Here is a 21,456-nt window from a genome sequence, read left to right on the forward strand (position 1 = left end):
CGCGCAGGGGCGCCGTGGACGGCGTGCCGCGTACGTCCCGGCGCGCGCCGTGCGCCTCACACCGGGACGTGCACCGCCTCGACCCGGCTCGACACCAGCCGCTCCCGCTCCCGTCGCACCGTGCGCGCCCGCAGCCTCAGGATCTGCGCGACGCCCAGCGCCTCCAGGACGAAGACGGACGAGAACGCGATCCGGTAGTCGCCGCCGGTCGCGTCCAGCAGTACGCCCACTGCCAGCAGCGTGGTCATGGAGGCCACGAAGCCGCCCATGTTGACGATGCCGGACGCCGTCCCCTGGCGCTCCGGCGGGTTGGCGGGCCTGGCGAAGTCGAAGCCGATCATCGACGCGGGTCCGCATGCGCCGAGGACCGCGCACAGGGTGATGAGCAGCCACATCGGTGCCGGGCCCGGGTGGGCGAGGACGGCGGCCCACACCGTGGCGGTCGTCCCTACCGTGCCGACGGCGAGGGGCGACCGCGCGGCGTTGTGCCGGGCGATGATCTGGCCGTAGACCAGTCCCACCACCATGTTGGAGACCACCACGAGGGTGAGCAGCCCGCCCGCGGTCTCCCTGGGGAGCCGCTGGGCCTCGACGAGGAACGGCAGCCCCCACAGCAGCAGGAACACCATGGCGGGGAACTGGGTGGTGAAGTGCACCCACAACCCCAGACGGGTGCCGGGCTCGCGCCAGGAGAGGACGATCTGCCGGCGGACGAAGGCCGCCCCGGCGTGCTCGGCGGGCGGCGGCTCCCAGCCCTCGGGATGGTCCTTGAGGAAGAGGACGAGCAGGACGAGGACGACCGCTCCGGCCGCCGCGCTGCCCGCGAACGTCGCGGTCCAGCCGAGGCCGTCCAGCATCCGGGAGACGACGATCGTGGAGACCAGGTTGCCCGCCATCCCGAACAGCGCCGCCACCTGGGCGACGAACGGTCCCCGGCGGGCGGGGAACCAGCGGGAGCCGAGCCGCAGCACGCTGATGAAGGTCATCGCGTCGCCGCAGCCCAGGAGGGCGCGTGCGCCGAGGGCTGTGCCGTAGGAGGGGGAGAGGGCGAAGCCGAGCTGCCCCGCGGTGAAGAGGACGACGCCGATGGTCAGGACACGCTTGGTGCCGAGCCGGTCGACCATGAGGCCGACGGGTATCTGCATGCCCGCGTAGACGAGCAGTTGCAGTATGGAGAAGGTCGACAGCGCGGACGCGTTGACGTCGAAGCGGTCGGCGGCGTCGAGTCCGGCGACGCCCAGCGACGTACGGAAGATGACGGCGACGAAGTAGACGGAGACACCGATGCCCCAGACGAGGGCGGCCCGGCGTCCGCCGGGGGGATCACCGGGCAGTGCGGCGGACTCCCGGCTCATCGCTCCTCACCCCGGACCAGCACCTTGACCCACCCCAGATGCTGGTGCACGCAGGCCGCGGCCCTCTCGGTGTCGCCGGCCCTGATGGCGTCCAGCACCTCGGCGTGCTCGGCGATGTTCTTGGCGATGCGGTCGGGGTGCGAGTGCATGACGGCGACCCCCATCCGCAGCTGGCGGTCGCGCAGCTGGTCGTAGAGGCGGGAGAGGATCTCGTTTCCGGCGTGCCGGACGATCTCCGCGTGGAAGCAGCGGTCGGTGACGGCGACCTCGGCGAGATCTCCGGACTCGGCGCGCCGCTTCTGCTCCTCGAGCAGTTCCTCCAGGCGCTCGATCAGCCGGGGCGGGGCGGGCACGGCCCGGCGAACGGCGAACTCCTCGACCAGCAACCGGGTTTCGACGACATCGGCGATTTCCTGTGCGGAGACGGCGAGGACGAGCGCGCCCTTCTTCGGGTAGAGCTTGAGGAGCCCTTCCATCTCCAGTTTGAGGAGCGCCTCGCGGACGGGGGTGCGGGACACCCCGACGGCCTCGGCGAGTTCGCCCTCGGTGAGGAGGGTGCCGCCCTCGTAGCGGCGGTCGAGGACGGCCTGCTTGATGTGGGCGTAGACGCGGTCGGCGGCAGGGGGCTGTCTCACGGGGGCGGCGGGCATGCGCACAGCATAGATACAACAGGGGTGCATCAGCAGTGGGTGTCCACCATTCAGGACGGCGCGGCGGTTGGGACCGGGCGCGGCGGCGGGCGCGCCCACCGGCGCGGGCGAGGAGCCGGGGAAGCCCGGCCGAGATGTGCGCCACAGCCGTGCATCCATTCACGCCCGTCACGGGTCTTGTATCGGGATCGTTCTCTCTCCGGATCCCCAATTGACTGAGAAAGCCAGGCTTTCGACGCATACGCGACTATCGGAGCGTTTCCTTTGAAAACCAGCCACAAGGGCCTGCGCCGCGCCGCCACCGTCGCTCTCACGGGTGGTCTGCTGCTGACGGCCTCGCCCCTGGCCGCCCCCGCGCAGGCGGCCACGCCGATCCCGTCCATCACCGCCAAGGGCGGCTTCCTCCTGAACCAGGCGGACGGCAAGGCCGTCTACGGCAAGGCCAACAACACGCGCCGCCAGATGGCGAGCACGACGAAGCTGGTGACGGCCATAACGGTCCTCACCATCCCGGGCGTCGACCTGAACAAGAAGGTCACGGTCAAGGCGGAGTACCGCAACTACGTCACCCGCGAGGGCGCCAGCACGGCGGACCTGCGCACCGGCGACAAGCTGACCGTCCGCCAGCTGCTGTCCGGGCTGATGCTGCCGTCCGGCTGCGACGCCGCGTACGCCCTGGCCGACACGTACGGCACGGGTACGACGACCTCGGCCAGGACGAAGTCCTTCATCGGCAAGATGAACGCGAAGGCCAAGCAGCTGGGCCTGGTCAACACCAAGTTCGACTCGTTCGACGGCATCTCCACGACCGGGAACAACTACACGACCCCGTCGGACCTGGCGAAGCTGGCCCGTCACGCGATGAGCAGCTCCGTCTTCCGCGACGTCGTCAAACCCACGTCGTACAAGGCCCCGGCCACCACCAGCACCGGCGGCACCCGCACCTACACCTGGTACAACACCAACAAGCTGCTGGGCTCCTACAACGGCGCCATCGGTGTGAAGACCGGTACGGGCACGGCGGCGGGCCCCTGCCTCGTCTTCGCCGCGACCCGCAACGGCAAGACCTACACCGGTGTCGTCCTGGCGTCGTCCACGGGCGACAACCGCTTCAAGGACGCGGCGAAGCTGCTCGACTTCGGCTTCGCCTCCACCAGCGCCCGCTCGATGGAGCTGCGTTCGCTCCCGGCCGGCGCCCAGCGCGACTGATCGACGCGCTCACCGATTGACGGGAAGGTCCCGGGACGCGGCGGCGTCCCGGGACCTTCTTCGTGCGGTGTCGCATGGTGTACCGGCCGGTCAGGCCCAGGTGATGAGCCTCTTCGGCTGCTCCAGCACGGCCGCGACGTCCGCCAGCACCTTGGAGCCCAGTTCACCGTCGACCAGCCGGTGATCGAAGGAGAGCGCCAGCGTCGTGACCTGGCGGGGCTTGACCTTGCCCTTGTGGACCCACGGCTGGAGCCTGATCGCGCCGACCGCGAGGATCGCCGACTCACCGGGGTTGAGGATCGGTGTGCCGGTGTCGACCCCGAAGACGCCCACGTTGGTGATCGTCACCGTGCCGCCCTGCATGGCGGCCGGAGTCGTCTTGCCCTCACGGGCCGTGGACACCAACTCCCCGAGGGCCCCGGCGAGCTGCGGCAGGGTCTTGTCGTGCGCGTCCTTGATGTTCGGCACGATCAGTCCGCGCGGGGTGGCCGCGGCGATACCCAGGTTGACGTAGTGCTTGAGCACGATCTCCTGGTTCGCCTCGTCCCAGGCGGCGTTGACCTCCGGGTTGCGCTTGATCGCGACCAGCAGGGCCCTGGCGATGAGCAGCAGCGGGTTCACCCGCAGCCCGGCCATGTCCTTGTCGGACTTCAGCTCCTCGACCAGCTTCATCGTGCGGGTGACGTCGACCGTGATGAACTCGGTGACGTGCGGCGCGGTGAAGGCGGAGCCGACCATCGCCGACGCGGTGGCCTTCCGGACGCCCTTGATCGGGATCCGGGTCTCGCGGGCGCCTGCCACCGCCGCCCCCGCGGGCGCCGCCACGGTCTCCGCGGCCACGGGCTCGGGCGCCGCGACGGGCGCGGGGGCCTCGGCCGGGGCCACGGCCGCGCGGACGTCGTCGCGAGTGATGATCCCGTCGGGACCGCTGGGCACGACCGTGGCGAGGTCCACCCCGAGGTCCTTGGCGAGCTTGCGCACCGGAGGCTTGGCCAGCGGGCGCGGTGCGGCGGGCGCCGCGGACCCGTGACCGTTCAGCTCTGCCTGCACGGCCGCCTTCGCCTCGGACTGCGCGGCCGGCTGGGCCTGCCCGGGAACCGAAGTGCCCTTGCGCGGACGGCGCTTGGTGGAGGACTCGGCCACGCCGTAGCCGACCAGCACGGGCTGGCGGCCGGCGGGCTTGTCCTCGGCCGGGGCCTCCGGCTCGGCGGCCGCGACCGCGGGCTCGGTGGCCGCGGGCGGCGGCTCCTCGACCGGGCCGGAGCCCGGCGCCACGTCCACGGTGATGATCGCGGTGCCCACGTCCACGGTGGTGCCCTCGTCGAAGCGGAGCTCGTGCACCACTCCGTCGTACGGGATGGGCAGTTCCACCGCGGCCTTGGCGGTCTCGACCTCGCACACGACCTGGCCGTCGGTGACGGTGTCGCCCGGCTGGACGTACCACTTGAGGATCTCGGCCTCGGTGAGCCCCTCGCCCACGTCGGGCATCTTGAACTCGCGGAAGCGGGCGGAAGCGTCAGTCATCGTCGTCACGACCCTCTCCTCAGTACGCCAGCGAGCGGTCGACGGCGTCGAGCACCCGGTCCAGTCCCGGAAGGTACTCCTCCTCCAGCCGGGCCGGCGGGTAGGGGGCGTGGAATCCGCCGACCCGCAGGACCGGCGCCTCCAGGTGGTAGAAGCACCGCTCCGTGATGCGGGCGGCGATCTCCGCGCCCGAGCCGTAGAACACCGGGGCCTCGTGGACGACGACCAGCCGGCCCGTCCTCTCCACCGACCGCTGCACGGCGTCGAAGTCGATCGGGGACATCGAGCGCAGGTCCAGGACCTCGACCGACTTGCCCTCCTCCTCGGCTGCCGCGGCGGCCTCCAGGCAGACCTTCACCATCGGGCCGTAGGCGGCGAGGGTGATGTCCGTGCCGGCGCGGGCGACGCGGGCGGCGTGCAGCGGGTCCGGGATGGACTCGGTGTCGACCTCGCCCTTGTCCCAGTAGCGCCGCTTGGGCTCGAAGAAGATCACCGGGTCGTCGCTCTGGATGGCCTGCTGGAGCATCCAGTAGCCGTCGGCCGCGTTCGAGGGCGAGACGACCTTGAGACCGGCCACGTGCGCGAACAGCGCCTCGGGCGACTCGGAGTGGTGCTCGACCGCGCCGATGCCGCCGCCGTAGGGGATGCGGACGACGACCGGCAGCTTGACCTTGCCGAGCGCGCGGGCGTGCATCTTCGCGAGCTGCGTGACGATCTGGTCGTACGCGGGGAAGACGAAACCGTCGAACTGGATCTCGACGACGGGACGGTAGCCGCGCAGGGCGAGACCGATCGCGGTGCCGACGATGCCGGACTCGGCGAGCGGGGTGTCGATGACCCGCTCCTCGCCGAAGTCCTTCTGGAGCCCGTCGGTGATGCGGAAGACTCCGCCGAGCTTGCCGACGTCCTCGCCCATGACGAGGACCTTGGGGTCGGTGTCGAGGGCCTTGCGCAGCGACTCGTTGAGCGCCTTGGCGAGCGACATCTTCTCTACGGCCATGGTTACTTGACCTCCTGCGACGCGTCGGCGAACGACGCCTGGTACGCGGCGAACTGCGCGCGCTCCTCGTCGACGAGGGCGTGCCCGTCGGCGTAGACGTGGTCGAACATCGCCATGTCGTCAGGGTCGGGCATGGCGCGCACCGCCTCGCGGACGCGCTTGGCGAGCGCGTCGCTCTCGGCGTCGAGCTCGGTGAAGAACGCCTCGTCGGCGTGGCCCTGCGCGGCCAGGTACTTCCGGAGCCGCAGGATCGGGTCCTTGGCCTCCCAGGCCACCCGCTCGTCGTCGTGGCGGTAGCGGGTGGGGTCGTCGGACGTGGTGTGGGCGCCCATGCGGTACGTGAACGCCTCGACCAGCGTCGGGCCCTCGCCCCGGCGGGCACGCTCCAGCGCGGACCGGGTCACGGCGAGGCACGCGAGCACGTCGTTGCCGTCGACGCGGACACCGGGGAAGCCGTAACCCTGGGCGCGCTGGTAGAGCGGCACCCGGGTCTGGCGCTCCGTGGGCTCGGAGATCGCCCACTGGTTGTTCTGGCAGAAGAACACGACCGGGGCGTTGTAGACCGCGGAGAAGGTGAACGACTCCGCCACGTCGCCCTGGCTGGAGGCGCCGTCCCCGAAGTACGCGATCACCGCGGAGTCGGCGCCGTCCTTCGCGACCCCCATCGCGTAGCCGGTGGCGTGCAGCGTCTGCGAGCCGATGACGATGGTGTACAGGTGGAAGTTGTTGCTGTTCGGGTCCCAGCCGCCGTGGTTCACACCGCGGAACATCCCGAGCAGGTTCGTCGGGTCGACCCCGCGGCACCAGGCGACGCCGTGCTCGCGGTAGGTCGGGAAGACGTAGTCGTCGTCGCGCAGGGCGCGGCCGGAGCCGATCTGGGCGGCCTCCTGGCCGAGCAGCGAGGCCCAGAGGCCCAGCTCGCCCTGGCGCTGCAGCGCCGTGGCCTCGGCGTCGAAACGTCGGGTGAGGACCATGTCCCGGTAGAGCCCGCGGAGCTCCTCGGGGCCGAGATCGGCGACATGGTGGTCGTAGTCCGGGTGCTCGACCCGCTCACCCTCGGGCGTCAGCAGCTGTACGAGCTGGGGCTCGGAACCCGTTGGCTTCTTCGCGGCGCTGACGCGCTTACTGCTGCGGCGCGGTTTGCGCGCGGCAGTGTTCTCCACGGTCACGTGCGTGCTCCTCCGTCTGTCCGGCTCCCGGGGTCCGCCGGGGTCCAGTGCGGCTCGCCTGTTTCCCTACGGTGCACGGGGTGGGTGCGGCTCGGCCGGGAACAGGCGTGACAGGTGCCCCGGCGAGCGCCTGCCAAAGGCACGTTACCCAGTGGGGCGCATTCCTGCGAAACCCCATTTGACCTGCGATTTTGCTTGGATTTCCAAGTAAATCGAGAAATACGGGAACAACCACTGGTCACAGCCTTGCCGGCTGCCGGAACACGGGCACGTTATCCCGGTCACCCCGGCATGGGAAGAGTGAGTATGTGAGACTTGGGCCGTGCACGAAGAAGGAAAAATCACCGTATTCCTGGTGGACGACCATGAGGTCGTGCGTCGCGGCGTGTACGAACTGCTCTCCGCCGAGGACGACATCGAGGTCGTCGGTGAGGCCGGCACGGCGGCAGATGCCCTGGTCAGGATCCCTGCGATGCGCCCCGATGTGGCGATCCTCGATGTGCGCCTCCCCGATGGGAGCGGGGTAGAGGTCTGCCGGGAGGTCCGTTCGCGGAACGAGGACATCAAATGTCTGATGCTCACCTCGTACGCGGACGACGAGGCACTTTTCGACGCGATCATGGCGGGAGCCTCGGGCTACGTCCTCAAGGCGATCCGCGGCGCCGAGCTGCTGGCGGCGGTGCGGGACGTGGCCGCGGGCAGGTCCCTGCTCGACCCGTCCGCCACCGCGCGCGTCCTGGAGCGGCTGCGGAACGGGAACGCCCCCAAGACCGACGAGAGACTGGCGAGCCTGACCGATCAGGAGCGGAGGATCCTGGACCTGATCGGGGAGGGGCTGACCAACCGGGCCATCGGCGAACGGCTGCACCTGGCGGAGAAGACCATCAAGAACTACGTCTCCGGCCTGCTGTCGAAGCTGGGCATGGAACGGCGCTCCCAGGCGGCCGCTTACGTGGCGCGGCTCCAGGCCGAACGGCGCTGAGGCGCCCGGACACACGGAGCGCGGGATTCCACCCGGCCGGCGCGAAGCCGTCCGGGTGAGGCGTGTCCGGGGGCCGGGAAGGCGCATCCGGGCCGGTTCGTCGGCGGTCGCACAGCCGACCCTCGCCCGCGGGGCCGCCACCCGGGCCCGGCCACGCGTCCGCCCCGTGCACGCCCGCACCACGGGCGCCCACGCTCCCCCTCGTCACGGTGCCACCCCGGACCGCCCCGGGCGGCGACATCAGCGACACGCTGGGTGATCTAACATCTGACGGGTGCCGCGCTCATCTGCTATTGCCCCACCCCTCATCGGCCCACCCCCTCTCACCGCGCTGCTGCGCCGCTACGAGGACGCCGGCGAACCCCTCTCCTGCCAACCCGTCACCCAGGGCCTGCTGAACCGCGGCTACCGGCTCGCCACCACACGCGGCGCCTACTTCCTCAAACAGCACGTCGACGAGCCGACCGCCGACCGCGAGACCATCGCCCGCCAGCACCGGGCGGTCCGCCGCCTGCAGTCGCTCGGCGTTCCCGTCGCCCCGCCCGTGGCCGACAGGTCCGGCGACACGGTGGCCGTGATCGGCGGCCGCTGCTACGCCCTCCACCCCTGGGTGGACGGCCGTCATCGCCGCGGGGCCCAGCTCACCACCCTCGAGTCCCGCCGGCTGGGCGCCCTCCTCGGCCTGGTCCACACCGGCCTGGAGCGGGTCATGGACGTCGAACCGGGCGGGCGCCGGACCACGGTGCGGCCGCACGAGAGCGCGGACCCCGAGGAGACCTTCGCCCTCATCGACGACCTGCTGGAGCTGGCCCGCGCCCATCGCCCCCGGGACAGCTTCGACGCACTCGCCGAGCACCGGCTGCTGGAGCGCCGCGCCCTGCTGGAAGGCCATGCGCACCGGCGGCCGCCGCCGGCCGCCGCCGGGGGCTGGGTGCACGGCGACTTCCATCCGCTCAACCTGCTCTACCGGGGCGACCACCGGGGTGCGGAGCCGGCCGCGATCGTCGACTGGGACCGGCTGGGCGTCCAGCCGCGGGCCGAGGAGGCGGTGAGGGCCGCGGCCATCTTCTTCGTCCGGCCCTCGGGCCGGCTGGAGCTCGGGAAGGTACGGGCCTACGCGCGCGCCTACCGGCGGGCGGCCGGGGCCGACGCGACGGAACTCGCCGCCGCCGTGCACCGGGTGTGGTGGGAGCGGCTCAACGACTTCTGGATACTGCGCTGGCGCTACCAGCTGCACGACCGAAGGGCCGACGCGCAGTTCCCTGCGGTGTCGGCCCTGGCGGTGTGGTGGACCCGGGAGTACCGGGCGGTGTGCGAGGCCTTCGCCGGGTGACGGCGCCGGCCGGACGGACCGCCCCGGGTCAGTTGCCGGTGTTTCCGGTGGAGGTGCCGGTGGACGTCCCCTCGGTCGCTCCGTCCGTCGTGCCCGTGGAGGTGCCGGTGGACGTCCCCTCGGTCGTGCCCTCCGTCGTGCCCGTGGAGGTGCCGGTGGACGTCCCCTCGGTCGTGCCCTCGGTCGTGCCCTCCGTCGTGCCCTCGCTGGTGTTGCCCTCCGTCGTCCCGTCCGTGGTGCCCTCGGTGTCCGACGGGGTGTCGCTCGGGTCATGGCTCGGGCTCTGCGGCTGCGACGGCGGCGGTTGCTGCCGGGAAGGACGGTCGCTGGGCGGCCATTCGCCCTGGTTGCCGTTCGTGCCCTGGTCCGGCTCCTCTTCCTCCTCGGACTGCTCCTCCGAGGGGGTCGGCGAAAGGTCGGACTCGGTCGGGCTGTCGGACACCTTCTGGTCGTCCCTCGGCTGCGTGCCGGGGTTGCCCGCCCGGTCCAGCGCGAAGGCCACACCCGCCACGACCGCGATCACCGCGAGCGCGACGAACAGCCACACCTTGCCCTTGCCGCTCCTGCCGCCGCCCGGCCCGGCGGCGTACGCGCCGTCCTCCGGATTGCGCGGCGGGAGCAGCGGGCCCTTCGAGGTCTCCCCGTGGTGCGGATGTCCCATGACCGCCGTCGCGCCCATGCCCTGTGCCGGGGTGTGGCCGCCCTCGTGCATCTCGACCGGGCCGGTGTTCCAGGCACCGGTGTGGCTGCCCTGCTGCTGCAGCATCTGCAGCCCGTACTGCACGAGCGCCCGCATCTCCTCGGCGCTCTGGAACCGGTCGTCGGGGTCCTTGGCCAGCGCGCGCATCGCGAGCCCGTCCAGCTCCGGCGGGGCCACGTCCGAGACCTCGGAGGGGGGCACCGGCATGTCCTGGACGTGCTGGTAGACGACGGACAACGGTGTCTCGCCGGTGAAGGGCGGGCGCAGCGCGAGCAGTTCGTAGAGCAGACAGCCCGTGGCGTACAGGTCCGAGCGGTGGTCGACGGCCTTGCCGAGCGCCTGCTCCGGCGAGAGGTACTGGGGCGTGCCCATGACCATGCCGGTCTGGGTCATCGTCGTCGAAGCGCCGTGCAGCGCACGGGCGATGCCGAAGTCCATCACCTTGACCGCGCCGCTGTTGGTGATGATGACGTTCGCCGGCTTGATGTCGCGGTGGACGATGCCGTGCTGGTGCGAGTACGCGAGTGCCTCGAGGACGCCGGAGACGATGATGAGCGCCTGCTCCGGCGGCGGCGCCTCGGCGTTGATCAGCAGATCGCGGATGGTGTGGCCCTCGACCAGCTCCATCACGATGTACGGCACGGACTGGCCGTCCACGACGTCCTCGCCGGAGTCGTACACGGCCACGATGGCATGGTGGTTGAGGCCCGCGACGGACTGGGCCTCGCGCGTGAAGCGCGCCTTGGACACCGGGTCCTCGGCCAGATCGGCCCGGAGCAGCTTCACGGCGACGGTACGGCCGAGCCGGACGTCCTCCGCCGCGAACACCTCGGCCATACCGCCCCGGCCCAGCCGGTGGGTCAGCCGGTACCGGCCGTCGCCGACGAGCCCGCCGACGCCCCAGGAATCAGCAGCATCCGACACTCCGCCGCCATGTGGTCCGGATTCGGGTGCCATCAGTCCTCGCCGTCGTGTCTTGCCGCGCCGCGCGCTGCGCGGGAGTGGCATCTCTCGGTGGTTCGACACGTCACGCTACAGGCTCCCGGCGACACGCCGGTCCGAGATGGACCGGTCGCAGGGCCCGTTCCCGGTGCGCCGGAGCACACACGTCCGGTTCCTGTAACGCTTGCGAGACGCTTCTTGTGCGTACGGTCACGGAACGGGCACCCGGCTTGACGTGTCACTGCCCTCGGGCAGACTTGCCACGTAATCCGGATCACCGCGGCCACCGCTCCACGGTGTGCGCGTGCCTAGGGGGAAGCACAGTCATGAGCCAGGACGGCGCACACGGCGGCCGCCACGCGGGCGGTTCGGTAGCGGGCGGCCGGTACCAGCTTCGCGACCTGCTCGGCGAAGGCGGGATGGCGTCGGTGTACCTCGCGTACGACAGCGCGCTGGACCGGCAGGTCGCCATCAAGACGCTCCACACCGAACTCGGCCGGGAACAGTCCTTCCGCGAGCGTTTCCGGCGCGAGGCCCAGGCCGTCGCCAAGTTGTCCCACACGAACATCGTGTCCGTCTTCGACACCGGCGAGGACGAACTGAGCGGCGCGCCGATGCCGTACATCGTCATGGAGTACGTGGAAGGCAAGCCGCTCGGCTCCGTCCTCCAGGAGGACACCCGGCAGTTCGGCGCGATGCCGGCCGACAAGGCGCTCAAGGTGACCGCCGATGTGCTGGCGGCGCTGGAGACCAGCCATGAGATGGGGCTGGTCCACCGGGACATCAAGCCGGGCAACGTGATGATCACGAAGCGCGGCGTCGTCAAGGTCATGGACTTCGGCATCGCCCGCGCCATGCAGTCGGGTGTCACGTCGATGACGCAGACCGGCATGGTCGTGGGCACCCCGCAGTACCTGTCTCCCGAACAGGCCCTCGGACGCGGCGTCGACGCCCGCTCCGACCTGTACTCGGTGGGCATCATGCTCTTCCAGTTGCTGACGGGCCGGCTGCCGTTCGACGCGGACTCGCCGCTGGCGATCGCGTACGCGCACGTCCAGGAGGAGCCGGTCGCCCCGTCCTCCATCAACCGCTCGGTGACCCCGGCGATGGACGCCCTGGTCGCACGGGCGCTGAAGAAGAACCCGAACGAGCGCTTCCCGAACGCCGCCGCCATGCGCGACGAGTGCCTGCGGGTAGCGGACGCGGGCCGGACGCACGCACCCGTGATCGTGCAGGGCGCTCCGACGACGAACAGCGGCTCGGGCGTCGCGTCCGCGGTGTTCCCACCGGTGGACCGGTCGGCCCCGGCCCCGGGACCGCACAGCGTCCAGCAGCCCTACCAGCCCGGCCCGTACGGCCCGTCGACGCCTGCCCCCGGACCGGTGCACGGCCCCACCCCGGGCTACGGCTATCCGCAGCAGGCCCCGGCGTACCAGACCCAGGCCCCGGTGCCCCCGGCGTACCGGCTCTCCCCGCCGGCCGGCGCCCCCGCACCGGCCGGCGGCGGCAGGCGGGGCACGCCGCTGATCGTCGGCTCGATCGTGGTGGCGCTCCTCGCGGTCGGCGGCGTGATCACGGCGCTCGCCCTGAACGGCGGTGACGACGAGGGCGGGGGCGGCGCCGGCCCGTCGGTTTCGGAGTCGGCCGTCGCGGGCCACAAGCCCCCGGAGCGCAACCGCACGATGGACGCGGACGAGTGCACGGACGCGCAGGAGGACAGCGACGACCCGGCGAAGGTCCGGGCGCCCAGCTTCACCTACAAGGACGTGATCTCCGTCAAGTCGTGCCTGCAGGCCGCGGGCTGGAAGTTCAAGGTCACGGAGAAGGACGACCCCCAGTTCGCCGAGGACCAGGTCATCAACCAGTTCCCGACGGAGGGCACCGCCGTGGTGCCGGGCAACCAGACCTTCGAGCTGACGGTCGGCACGGGGAACCCGGGGTACTAGGGCCGCGGCACACGCCCGCACACCACGGCGGGATCCTGCCCCATGAGCGAACCCCCGGGAGCGAACCGTCCGGCACGCGTCGGGAGTGAGCGGCCCGGCACGCGTGCGTGCCGGGCCGCCCCCCGTCAGACGGTCCGGTTCCGCCCGGGATGCCGGAAGTTCCCGGCCATGTGACGCTGAGTCCGAAACCTCGGCGACCCGGCACGGGAGGGGGTCACCCCGTGACTCCGAAGCTCCGCACGCACTGCGCGACGACCCTCGCGGCGCTGGTGCTCGCCCTGCCCGTCGCCACGTACGCCTACGCCGACGGCCCCCTGACCCACTCCGCGGAGTCGCGCGGGGACGCCGAGAGCCGTGGGCCGGGCGGCGAGCGCGGCGAGCGCGGCGAGCGCGGCAGGGACGGCCGGCACGACGGGTCCGGGCGGTACGGCGGCGAGGAGCGCGGTGAACGCGGTGAACGCGGTGCGTACGGCGGTGGGGATGCCCGCTACGGCCGGAGCACGCACGGCGAGGAGCGCGGGCGTTCCCTGACTGCGGACGGAGACGCGAACGACACCGGCGCTGACCGGCGGACACCCGGCGCCGGCAGCCCGGCGCACGGCGCACCGCACCGGCAGGCCGAGGGCAGCGCCGCCAGGGAATCGGGCGGGGGCACGGACCGGGATCATGCGCCGACGGACCCCGGACGCTCCAGGGCGGCGCACGCACCGCACGGGAAGGCCGCCGAGCGGCCCGATCCGTCACCCACCGCGTCGCTGGCCGGGCGTCAGGCCGGCGAGGGCCGGTCGCGCCCCGGCCGGACCTCCGCGCCCTCGCCCAGCGCGTCGACACCCCCCGGTCGGCCACACGACGCCCACGACGGCCATGCCGACGGGTTCGAGAACGGCCACGACCCGGAAGAGGCCGCGACCGAGGAGGACACGACGCCGCACGACGAGGCCGAGGCCGACTCCCACGCCGTGCCGGACTCCCCCTCGCCCACGGAACCCGCACCCACGGACGACGCGTCTCCGGCCGCCGCCGGCAGGTCCCACCCGCATTCGGTGTCCCAGCCGCTCGAACGGCAGATGCCCGCGCTGACGCTGGGCGCCGGCTGCGCCCTCATGGGGCTGGGGCTCGGCTACATGGGGCTGCGGCTGCGTCGCGGCTGAGCCGGGCAGCGACGCTCCCGCGCCCTCTCCGGTCCGCCCCGTCCGGGCGGTGCCCGTCGTGCCGTTTCGTCCGGGTGCGTACCCCGGTGTCGTCCTCCCCAGGTCCGTGTGTCCCCCGTACGGCCTACGCCGGACGTCCGCCTCAGGGCGGTTGGGCCTTGTCGGCATACCCGGTATACATACTCGGTATGTCGATCCGGCACGGGCTCCTCGCCCTCCTCGAACACGGTCCCCGCTACGGTTCCCAGCTCCGCACGGAGTTCGAATCCCGTACCGGGGCGACCTGGCCGCTCAACGTGGGCCAGGTCTACACGACCCTGAACCGGCTGGAGCGCGACGGCATGGTCGCGCAGGACGGCGAGGACGAGGCCGGCCACACGCTCTACTCCATCACCGGCGCCGGGCGGACGGAGCTGCGGGCCTGGTTCGAACGGCCCGTCGACCGGACCAGCCCCGCGCGTGACGAGCTGGCCATCAAGCTCGCCATGGCGGTCGGCGCGCCGGCCGTCGACATCCGCGACGTCATCCAGTCCCAGCGCCGCCACACCGTGAAGGCGATGCAGGACTACACACGTCTCAAGGCCCAGGCGCTGGATCCGGCGCCCGCCGACCGGGACGAGATCGCCTGGCTGCTCGTGCTGGAGCAGCTCATCTTCCAGACCGAGGCGGAAGCCCGCTGGCTCGACCACTGCGAGGCCCGGCTCATCCGGCTCTCCGCGGCGGCGGAGCAGCATCCGGAGCCCGCACCCCCACCCGCCCCCGCTCCGGCACCCGTCCACGGGCACCGGAGGAGGCCCGGCTGAGCCCCGTCCCTGCTCGTCAGGGACTGCGTCCAGGTCCGGCGCCGACCCACCGGCGCCATGCGGGGTGAGGGAAGCGCCGTACGCCAGGCGGCACTCGAACCCTTTTCCCGGCCTACGCCGGAGGCCCGTTCGGGCCGTCCCGCCCCGGTGCCTGCCAGGCACTCGCCTTCCACATCCGCTCACGTACGCCTCACGCGTACGCCCAAGGGGGAACTCTCATGTCCGACCATTCCCACCAGCCTCAGCAGCCCGTCCTGCAACTACGGAATCTGACCCGGGTGCACGGCAGCGGCGCCACCGAAGTGCACGCACTGCGCGGTGTCGACCTCGATGTGTTCCCCGGTGAACTCGTCGCCGTCATGGGCCCGTCCGGCTCCGGGAAGTCCACGCTGCTGACGATCGCGGGCGGCCTCGACACACCGACGTCGGGCCAGGTGATCGTCGAGAACACCGACATCACCACCGCCGACCGCAGGACACTCGCCGCGCTGCGCCGACGCAGCATCGGGTACGTCTTCCAGGACTACAACCTCATACCGGCGCTGACCGCCGCGGAGAACATCGCACTGCCCCGCGAACTCGACGGCCACTCCGCCCGCAAGGCCAGGAACGAGGCCGTCGCGGCCCTCGACGAGATGGGGCTCGGCCATCTCGCCGACCGGTTCCCCGACGAGATGTCCGGCGGCCAGCAGCAGCGGGTGGCCATCGCCCGCGCGCTCGTCGGCGACCGCCGCCTGGTGCTCGCCGACGAACCGACCGGCGCTCTGGACTCCGAGACCGGTGAGTCCGTCCTCGCACTGCTGCGCACCCGCTGCGACGCGGGAGCGGCGGGCATCCTCGTAACCCATGAGCCCCGCTTCGCCGCCTGGGCGGACCGGGTCGTCTTCCTCCGTGACGGCGCGGTGGTCGACCAGACCGTCCGCAGCGACGCGGACTCCCTGCTGAGCGGTCAGGCGGCCGAGCGGTGAGGAACTGGTACCACTCCTGGCGTGCAGCGGTGCGTATCGCCCGCCGCGACGCCGTCCGCTCCAAGGGACGCAGTTTCCTCGTCCTCGCGATGATCGCCCTGCCGATCCTCGGGGTGAGCGCCGCCGATCTGACCCTGCGCAGCGCCGAGCTCTCCACCGAACAGTCCCTGGAGCGCAAGCTCGGCCGCGCCGACGCCCAGGTGAGAGATGCGCAGACCCGTGGTGTGCCGATCCACCAGACCCCGGACGGCGACGGCTACGACCCGGTGGGGGACTTCGCGGACGAGCCCTGGCCCGAGGGCAGCACGGATGTCCGCAAGGCTCTCCCGGCCGGCGCGAAGTTCCTCGAGGACGCGTCCGGTTCCGGGAAGCTGCGCACCGCGCACGGGCTGCTGAGCGCCGAGATCCGGGAGCTCAGGGCCACCGATCCGTTGGCCGAGGGCATCATGACGCGGATCAGCGGCAGATTCCCGAAGTCGCCGGACGAGGTGGCGGCGACGACCCACTTCCTGGAGTCCAGTGGGCTGAGCGTGGGCTCGAAGCTGATGGCGCGTGGGCTGGACCGCGAGTACACCATCACCGGCTCCTACGAACTGCCGGACTCGCTGAAGAGCGACCAGGTCAACGCGCTGCCCGGCGCACTGCTGGACCCGCTCGACAAGGCGCTCGCCGCAGACGGGCTGCCGGGCACCGGGAAGTCCACGAGCTACCTGGTGGGTCTGGCGGGCGGTTTCACGTGGAACATGGTCCAGGAGATCAACACCAAGGGCGTCCTGGTGCTGTCGCGCGCCGTGCAGCTCTCGCCGCCGGCCGATGCGGACGTACCGCTGTACGAGCACCAGGGCTGGGACAGCAGGAACTACGAGCAGAGCACCGCCGCCCAGGCGGCCGCGCTCGCGGCGGTCGGCACGGTCGTCGGTCTGGCCATGCTGGAGATCTGTCTGCTGGCAGGGCCCGCCTTCGCGGTGGGTGCCCGGCGCTCGCGCCGCCAGCTCGGACTGGTCGGCGCCAACGGCGGCGATCGCAGCCATGTCCGCGCCATCGTCCTGGCCGGCGGGCTGGTGATCGGCGTCGCCTCCGCGTTCGTGGGAACGGTCCTCGGCCTGGTGCTGACCTTCGCGCTCCGCCCCCTGCTGGAGGACTACATCGGTGCCCGCTTCGGCAGCTTCGACATCCGTCCTCTCGAACTGCTCGGCATCGGGCTGCTCGCCGTGGTCACCGGTCTGCTGGCAGCGATCGTCCCCGCGGTGACCGCTTCCCGGCAGACCGTACTGGCCTCGCTCACCGGCCGCCGCGGTATCCGCCGGAGCAACCGGGTACTGCCCGTGCTCGGACTGGTCGCCGTGGTGCTCGGTGCGGCGATCGCCCTCTACGGCTCGCTGCTCACCGAGCAGTTCGTCATCGTCGCGGGCGGCAGCGCCCTCGCGGAGCTCGGCGTGGTCGCCATGACGCCCGCGCTGGTCGGCCTCTTCGGCCGTTCCGGCCGCTGGTTGCCGCTGTCGCCGCGGCTCGCGCTGCGGGACGCGGTGCGCAACCGGGGCCGCACGGCACCGGCGGTGGCCGCCGTGCTCGCCGCGGTCGCCGGGACCGTCGCCGTGGCCACGTACGCCACCAGTAGTGACGCCCAGTCGGAGGCCGCGTACGAGGCGCGGCTCCCGCACGGCGCGGTCTCGATGATCATCGCCGACGGCGGTGGACGGGACGTGCCGGCGGCCCGCGCCGCGGTGCAGAAGTACCTCCCGGTGGACGTACGCGCCGATGTGGACCGGATCGTCGTCGGGGGCGTCAACTGCCCGCCGTTCGGCGGCGGCAAGGAATGCGGCAGCTACGAGATCGTGGTCCCCGAGCCGAACCGGTGTCCGCTGTGGAGCACCTCCGACGGAGAGGATCCCTCCGAGAAGTTCACCAAGGCCCAGCGGCGCGCACTCGCCATGGACTGGCGGTGCAAGCAGAGCTCCGGCATGACCTACACGGAGAGCGGGGTGCTCGTCGCCGACGAGACGCTGCTGAAGGTGCTCGCCGTCGACGATCCCGCCGCCGCGAAGGCCCTTGCGGACGGCAGGGCCGTCTCCTTCGACAGGCGCAACCTCGACAGGAACGGCGCGGTCGGCATCCGGCTGATCACGGACATGGAGGCTGCGAACCGGGCGATGGAGAACGGCAAGGAGGTCCCCGGCGCGGTCAAGTCCTTCCCCGTCCACCAGGCGGCCGACGACGTCGATGCCTATGGCGTGGCCATGATCCTTCCGCCGGCGGCGGCCAGGGCGGCCGGCATGACCACCGTCCCGCTCGGTGCCTACTACTCCACGGACCGGATGCCCAGCAGCGAGCAGCGCCAGAAGCTCGACGGTGAGCTCGACAAGTCGGCCGCGAACATCAACCTGCACATCGAGGAGGGCTACACCAGCGACAACAGCATCGTCCTGCTGGCCCTGACCGTCTTCGCCGGGCTGATCACAATCGGGGCGGCCGGTATCGCCACCGGTCTCGCGCAGGCCGACGCGGAGGCCGACCTCAAGACGCTGGCGGCCGTGGGGGCCCCGCCCCGGGTCCGTCGCACGCTGAGCGGTTTCCAGTGCGGCGTCATCGCCGCGATGGGCGTGGTCCTCGGCTCGGCCGCCGGGGTCCTGCCCGCGGTGGGCCTGCGGCTCACCGAGCACCGCCAGGAGCACAAGTGGTACGAGGAGGCACTGGATGCCGGCTGGGGCGGGAACCTGACGCCGCCGGTGTCCACGATCGTCATCCCGTGGGAGACGCTGGCCGCCCTGTTGGTCGCGGTGCCGCTCGGTGCGGCCCTGCTGGCGGCACTGGTCACCCGCTCCCGGGGGGCGCTGGCCCGCCGCGAGGCGACCTGAGCCGGCAAGGGACGCGCCCGGCGAAATCGTGCCCCCGCACCAGGGTGGATCACCCCGGTGCGGGGGCACACCGTGGGGGGAACCACACGTGCGAGAGAATGGACGGCATGGAGATGCCGAGGAATGAACGGTCGCAGGAGAGCCCCCCGGTCCTCATCGTGGGACAGAACGGGATGGCGCTCGGCGGCGGTGAAGGTGACGGCGAGCCTCGCGAGGTCCCGGTGACAGAGATGGTGGAACAGCCCGCGAAGGTCATGCGGATCGGCAGCATGATCAAGCAGTTGCTGGAGGAGGTGCGCGCGGCGCCTCTGGACGAGGCGAGCCGGGTCCGGCTCAAGGAGATCCATGCGAGCTCGGTGAAGGAGCTCGAGGAGGGGCTGGCCCCGGAACTGGTCGAGGAACTGGAGCGGCTGTCGCTGCCGTTCACCGACGAGGTTGTGCCCTCGGAGGCCGAACTGCGTATCGCACAGGCCCAGTTGGTCGGCTGGCTCGAGGGGCTCTTCCACGGAATCCAGACGGCGCTGTTCGCCCAGCAGATGGCGGCCCGGGCCCAGCTGGAGCAGATGCGCCGTGCGCTCCCCCCGGGCGCCCCGACCGACGACGAGTCCCTCCACGGCCCCGCGCGCTCGGGCCCCTACCTCTGAACCCCTGACGCAGAGCGGCCCCGCCCCCTGGAAGTGGCAGCGAAGGGGGCGGGGCCGTCGTCATCGGTATGCGGTCCGTACGGGCCTGGAGCGGGACGGTGAGGGTTCGGTCCTCCCGTCCGGGCGGGCTCCCGGTTCAGCGCTGCCCGGCCGGGGCCACCAGCAGCACCTTGCCCACATGGGCGCCGGATTCCAGGATCCGGTGCGCCTCGGCCGCCTCCGGCATCGGGAGGGCACGGTCCACCACGGGCTTCACCGCCCCCGCCTCGATCAGCGGCCAGACGTGCTCCCGCACGGCGGCGACGATCGCGGTCTTCTCGTGCAGCGGCCGCCCGCGCAGCGATGTCGCGGTCACCGCGCCCCGCTTGCCCAGCAGCATTCCGAGGTTCAGCTCGCCCTTCACCCCGCCCTGCAGCCCGATCACGGCCAGACGCCCGTTGACCGCCAGCGCACGCACGTTCCTGTCCAGGTACTTGGCGCCGATGATGTCGAGAACGACATCGGCGCCTGCCCCGTCGGTCGCCTTCCGCAGTTCCTCGACGAAGTCCTGCTCGCGGTAGTCGATCAGGATGTCGGCGCCCAGCTCGGCGCAGCGCGCCAGCTTCTCCGGCCCCCCGGCGGTGACGGCCACACGTGCACCCACCGCCTTCCCCAACTGGATGGCCATCGTGCCGATACCGCTGGCGCCGCCGTGTACCAGCAGCGTCTCCCCGGGCCGCAGATGGGCGACCATGAACACATTGGACCAGACGGTGCACGAGACCTCGGGCAGTGTCGCCGCCGTGATCAGGTCGACGCCTTTGGGCACCGGGAGCAGCTGGCCGGCGGGCACGGCCACCCTCTGCGCGTATCCGCCGCCCGAGAGCAGCGCGCACACCTCGTCGCCCACACCCCAGCCTGAGACTCCGGGGCCGACGGACACGATCCGGCCCGAGCACTCCAGCCCGGGATACTGGGACGCGCCGGGCGGCGGGTCGTAGAACCCCTGCCGCTGGAGGACGTCCGCGCGGTTGACCGCGCTCGCGGCAACCTCGACGAGGACCTCCCCCTGGCCGGGTTCGGGGTCCGGTGCCTCCGCCCAGACCAGCGCCTCGGGACCACCTGGTTCGGGAATCGTGATCGCATACATGGGCGCGAGGCTACTCCGGCTTGGTGTTGCCGCTGCCCCGCACCGCACCGGGCAGCGCCTTCGTTGCCCGCACGATGGTGATGACCCGGTCCGTCAGCTGGAGCGGGCTGGCCTCGGGGTCGTCGTAACCGAGCAGCCGGTGCCCGCGCAACACGCTGACCACCAGGTCTTCCACTTCCCGGACGTTCTTGCCGACCTCGCTCTTTATGACCGGCCGCTCGACGATATCCAGCCCGCTGCCCTGCTGGATCAGGTCCTCCATCACCGTGCCCGCGTGCGGGCTGAGCACGGACAGCCCGAGGAGCCGGCCCGCCGCGCTGGCGCTGGTGATCACCGCGTCGGCGCCGGACTGGCGCAGCAGAGGCGCGTTCTCCTCCTCCCGGACCGCGGCAACGATCTTCGCTCCCCGGTTGAGCTGCCGAGCGGTGAGCGCCACCAGGACCGCCGTGTCGTCGCGCTGGGTGGCGATGATGATCTGCCGTGCCCTCTGCACCTCGGCCCGGAGCAGCACATCGCTCCGGGTCGCATCCCCGATGACCCCGGTGAATCCGTCCGCGTTCGCCGCCTCGATCACCTTGGAGCTGGGGTCGACGATGACGACCTGTGCCTTCTGCAGACCCGTTGCACACAGGGTCAGGAGTGCGGAACGCCCCTTCGTGCCGAAGCCGATGACGACGGTGTGGTCACGCAAGGTGGACCTCCAACGGTTCAGCCGCCACTCCTCCCGGGTCCGTTCCGTGAGGACCTCGAGAGTGGTACCGACCAGGATGATCAGGAACAGCACGCGCAGCGGCGTCACCAGCAGCACGTTCACCAGGCGCGCACTGTCGCTGTGCGGGACGATGTCGCCGTAACCCGTGGTGGAGAGCGTCACGGTGGAGTAGTAGACCGCGTCGAGGAAGTCGACCTTCTTGTCGGCGTTGTCGTAGTAGCCGCCGCGGTCCAGCCAGACGATGAGGACCGTCAGCACGAGGACGAACAAGGCCAGCAACAGCCGCTTGGTGACCTGTCGCAGCGGTCTTTCGACGGTCTGCTTGGGCAGGTGCACCCGTGAGACCGCGAGTTGTTCGTCCGCTTGCCGGGCCATCGCGTCATG

Annotated in this window: 17 protein-coding genes; 9 read left to right on the forward strand and 8 right to left on the reverse strand. The window is 71.6% G+C overall.

Translation table 11 applies throughout. The annotated features are described in order from the left end of the window. Positions 1 to 56: 56 nt before the first annotated feature. Both AB0J10_RS14035 and AB0J10_RS14040 read right to left on the reverse strand, forming a co-directional pair. A complete protein-coding gene (locus AB0J10_RS14035) occupies positions 57 to 1,355 on the reverse strand; it encodes an MFS transporter (protein WP_363061213.1) in 1,299 nt (432 codons plus the stop codon). Beyond that, a complete protein-coding gene (locus AB0J10_RS14040; RefSeq protein ID WP_363061215.1) occupies positions 1,352 to 2,005 on the reverse strand; it encodes a GntR family transcriptional regulator in 654 nt (217 codons plus the stop codon). The genes AB0J10_RS14035 and AB0J10_RS14040 overlap by 4 nt, the downstream gene beginning before the upstream one ends. Before the next feature lie 285 nt (positions 2,006 to 2,290). On the opposite strand from AB0J10_RS14040, the gene AB0J10_RS14045 reads away from it, so the two are divergent. After that, on the forward strand, positions 2,291 to 3,214 hold the full coding sequence (locus AB0J10_RS14045; protein ID WP_363061384.1) for a D-alanyl-D-alanine carboxypeptidase: 924 nt from the start codon (positions 2,291 to 2,293) through the stop codon (positions 3,212 to 3,214). Between the two features lie 90 nt (positions 3,215 to 3,304). Here the strand turns inward: AB0J10_RS14045 and AB0J10_RS14050 are convergent, their stop codons facing one another. Genes AB0J10_RS14050 through pdhA form a run of 3 tightly spaced genes read right to left on the reverse strand, consistent with a single transcriptional unit; the run spans position 3,305 to position 6,907 of the window. Then, positions 3,305 to 4,747, reverse strand: a complete 1,443-nt coding sequence (locus tag AB0J10_RS14050) for a dihydrolipoamide acetyltransferase family protein (protein ID WP_363061217.1) — start codon at positions 4,745 to 4,747, stop codon at positions 3,305 to 3,307. A 10-nt stretch (positions 4,748 to 4,757) separates the two neighbouring features. After that, positions 4,758 to 5,738: an alpha-ketoacid dehydrogenase subunit beta gene (locus tag AB0J10_RS14055; protein ID WP_269729378.1), complete on the reverse strand. Its 981-nt coding sequence runs from the start codon at positions 5,736 to 5,738 to the stop codon at positions 4,758 to 4,760. A gap of 2 nt (positions 5,739 to 5,740) precedes the next feature. Continuing rightward, positions 5,741 to 6,907: a pyruvate dehydrogenase (acetyl-transferring) E1 component subunit alpha gene (pdhA, locus tag AB0J10_RS14060; RefSeq protein ID WP_363061219.1), complete on the reverse strand. Its 1,167-nt coding sequence runs from the start codon at positions 6,905 to 6,907 to the stop codon at positions 5,741 to 5,743. A gap of 322 nt (positions 6,908 to 7,229) precedes the next feature. Between pdhA and AB0J10_RS14065 the strand changes: the two genes are divergently transcribed. Continuing rightward, positions 7,230 to 7,889, forward strand: coding sequence for a response regulator transcription factor (locus AB0J10_RS14065; RefSeq protein WP_363061221.1), 660 nt, complete (start codon positions 7,230 to 7,232; stop codon positions 7,887 to 7,889). A gap of 274 nt (positions 7,890 to 8,163) precedes the next feature. Beyond that, positions 8,164 to 9,222: a phosphotransferase gene (locus AB0J10_RS14070; RefSeq protein WP_363061223.1), complete on the forward strand. Its 1,059-nt coding sequence runs from the start codon at positions 8,164 to 8,166 to the stop codon at positions 9,220 to 9,222. Between the two features lie 28 nt (positions 9,223 to 9,250). Here AB0J10_RS14070 and AB0J10_RS14075 read toward each other — a convergent pair whose 3' ends face one another. Next, positions 9,251 to 10,879, reverse strand: a complete 1,629-nt coding sequence (locus AB0J10_RS14075; RefSeq protein ID WP_363061225.1) for a protein kinase — start codon at positions 10,877 to 10,879, stop codon at positions 9,251 to 9,253. 311 nt (positions 10,880 to 11,190) lie between these two features. Between AB0J10_RS14075 and AB0J10_RS14080 the strand changes: the two genes are divergently transcribed. The 6 genes from AB0J10_RS14080 (at position 11,191) to AB0J10_RS14105 (ending at position 19,231) form a co-directional block, all read left to right on the forward strand. Then, on the forward strand, positions 11,191 to 12,810 hold the full coding sequence (locus tag AB0J10_RS14080) for a protein kinase (RefSeq protein ID WP_363061227.1): 1,620 nt from the start codon (positions 11,191 to 11,193) through the stop codon (positions 12,808 to 12,810). A 221-nt stretch (positions 12,811 to 13,031) separates the two neighbouring features. Next, a complete protein-coding gene (locus tag AB0J10_RS14085; RefSeq protein WP_363061229.1) occupies positions 13,032 to 13,961 on the forward strand; it encodes a hypothetical protein in 930 nt (309 codons plus the stop codon). Between the two features lie 188 nt (positions 13,962 to 14,149). Further along, positions 14,150 to 14,764 (forward strand): PadR family transcriptional regulator, encoded by a 615-nt coding sequence (locus AB0J10_RS14090; RefSeq protein WP_363061231.1) that lies wholly within the window; start codon positions 14,150 to 14,152, stop codon positions 14,762 to 14,764. Positions 14,765 to 14,982: 218 nt separating this feature from the next. Then, positions 14,983 to 15,732, forward strand: a complete 750-nt coding sequence (locus tag AB0J10_RS14095) for an ABC transporter ATP-binding protein (protein ID WP_363061233.1) — start codon at positions 14,983 to 14,985, stop codon at positions 15,730 to 15,732. Continuing rightward, positions 15,729 to 18,587: an ABC transporter permease gene (locus AB0J10_RS14100; protein WP_363061235.1), complete on the forward strand. Its 2,859-nt coding sequence runs from the start codon at positions 15,729 to 15,731 to the stop codon at positions 18,585 to 18,587. Before AB0J10_RS14095 ends, AB0J10_RS14100 begins: the two co-directional genes overlap by 4 nt. 107 nt (positions 18,588 to 18,694) lie before the next feature. After that, the gene (locus tag AB0J10_RS14105; protein ID WP_363061237.1) at positions 18,695 to 19,231 is read left to right on the forward strand and encodes a bacterial proteasome activator family protein; all 537 of its coding nucleotides are present in this window, start codon (positions 18,695 to 18,697) and stop codon (positions 19,229 to 19,231) included. 136 nt (positions 19,232 to 19,367) lie between these two features. Here AB0J10_RS14105 and AB0J10_RS14110 read toward each other — a convergent pair whose 3' ends face one another. Both AB0J10_RS14110 and AB0J10_RS14115 read right to left on the reverse strand, forming a co-directional pair. Further along, positions 19,368 to 20,360 carry an NAD(P)H-quinone oxidoreductase gene (locus AB0J10_RS14110; RefSeq protein ID WP_363061239.1) on the reverse strand — a complete coding sequence of 331 codons (993 nt, stop codon included), beginning with the start codon at positions 20,358 to 20,360 and terminating at the stop codon, positions 19,368 to 19,370. A 10-nt stretch (positions 20,361 to 20,370) separates the two neighbouring features. Next, positions 20,371 to 21,447: a potassium channel family protein gene (locus AB0J10_RS14115; protein ID WP_363061386.1), complete on the reverse strand. Its 1,077-nt coding sequence runs from the start codon at positions 21,445 to 21,447 to the stop codon at positions 20,371 to 20,373. Positions 21,448 to 21,456 lie beyond the last annotated feature (9 nt).

This window comes from Streptomyces sp. NPDC049887 (genome assembly GCF_040656535.1).
Lineage (GTDB): Bacteria > Actinomycetota > Actinomycetes > Streptomycetales > Streptomycetaceae > Streptomyces.

What these genes read in the sequence shown, in the direction of transcription:
- AB0J10_RS14035 (WP_363061213.1), bottom strand. Translation starts at nt 1,355, where the DNA reads ATGAGCCGGGAGTCCGCCGCACTGCCCGGTGATCCCCCCGGCGGACGC.
- AB0J10_RS14080 (WP_363061227.1), top strand. Translation starts at nt 11,191, where the DNA reads ATGAGCCAGGACGGCGCACACGGCGGCCGCCACGCGGGCGGTTCGGTA.
- AB0J10_RS14055 (WP_269729378.1), bottom strand. Translation starts at nt 5,738, where the DNA reads ATGGCCGTAGAGAAGATGTCGCTCGCCAAGGCGCTCAACGAGTCGCTG.
- AB0J10_RS14090 (WP_363061231.1), top strand. Translation starts at nt 14,150, where the DNA reads ATGTCGATCCGGCACGGGCTCCTCGCCCTCCTCGAACACGGTCCCCGC.
- AB0J10_RS14075 (WP_363061225.1), bottom strand. Translation starts at nt 10,879, where the DNA reads ATGGCACCCGAATCCGGACCACATGGCGGCGGAGTGTCGGATGCTGCT.
- AB0J10_RS14115 (WP_363061386.1), bottom strand. Translation starts at nt 21,447, where the DNA reads ATGGCCCGGCAAGCGGACGAACAACTCGCGGTCTCACGGGTGCACCTG.
- AB0J10_RS14105 (WP_363061237.1), top strand. Translation starts at nt 18,695, where the DNA reads ATGGAGATGCCGAGGAATGAACGGTCGCAGGAGAGCCCCCCGGTCCTC.
- AB0J10_RS14110 (WP_363061239.1), bottom strand. Translation starts at nt 20,360, where the DNA reads ATGTATGCGATCACGATTCCCGAACCAGGTGGTCCCGAGGCGCTGGTC.
- AB0J10_RS14040 (WP_363061215.1), bottom strand. Translation starts at nt 2,005, where the DNA reads ATGCCCGCCGCCCCCGTGAGACAGCCCCCTGCCGCCGACCGCGTCTAC.
- AB0J10_RS14095 (WP_363061233.1), top strand. Translation starts at nt 14,983, where the DNA reads ATGTCCGACCATTCCCACCAGCCTCAGCAGCCCGTCCTGCAACTACGG.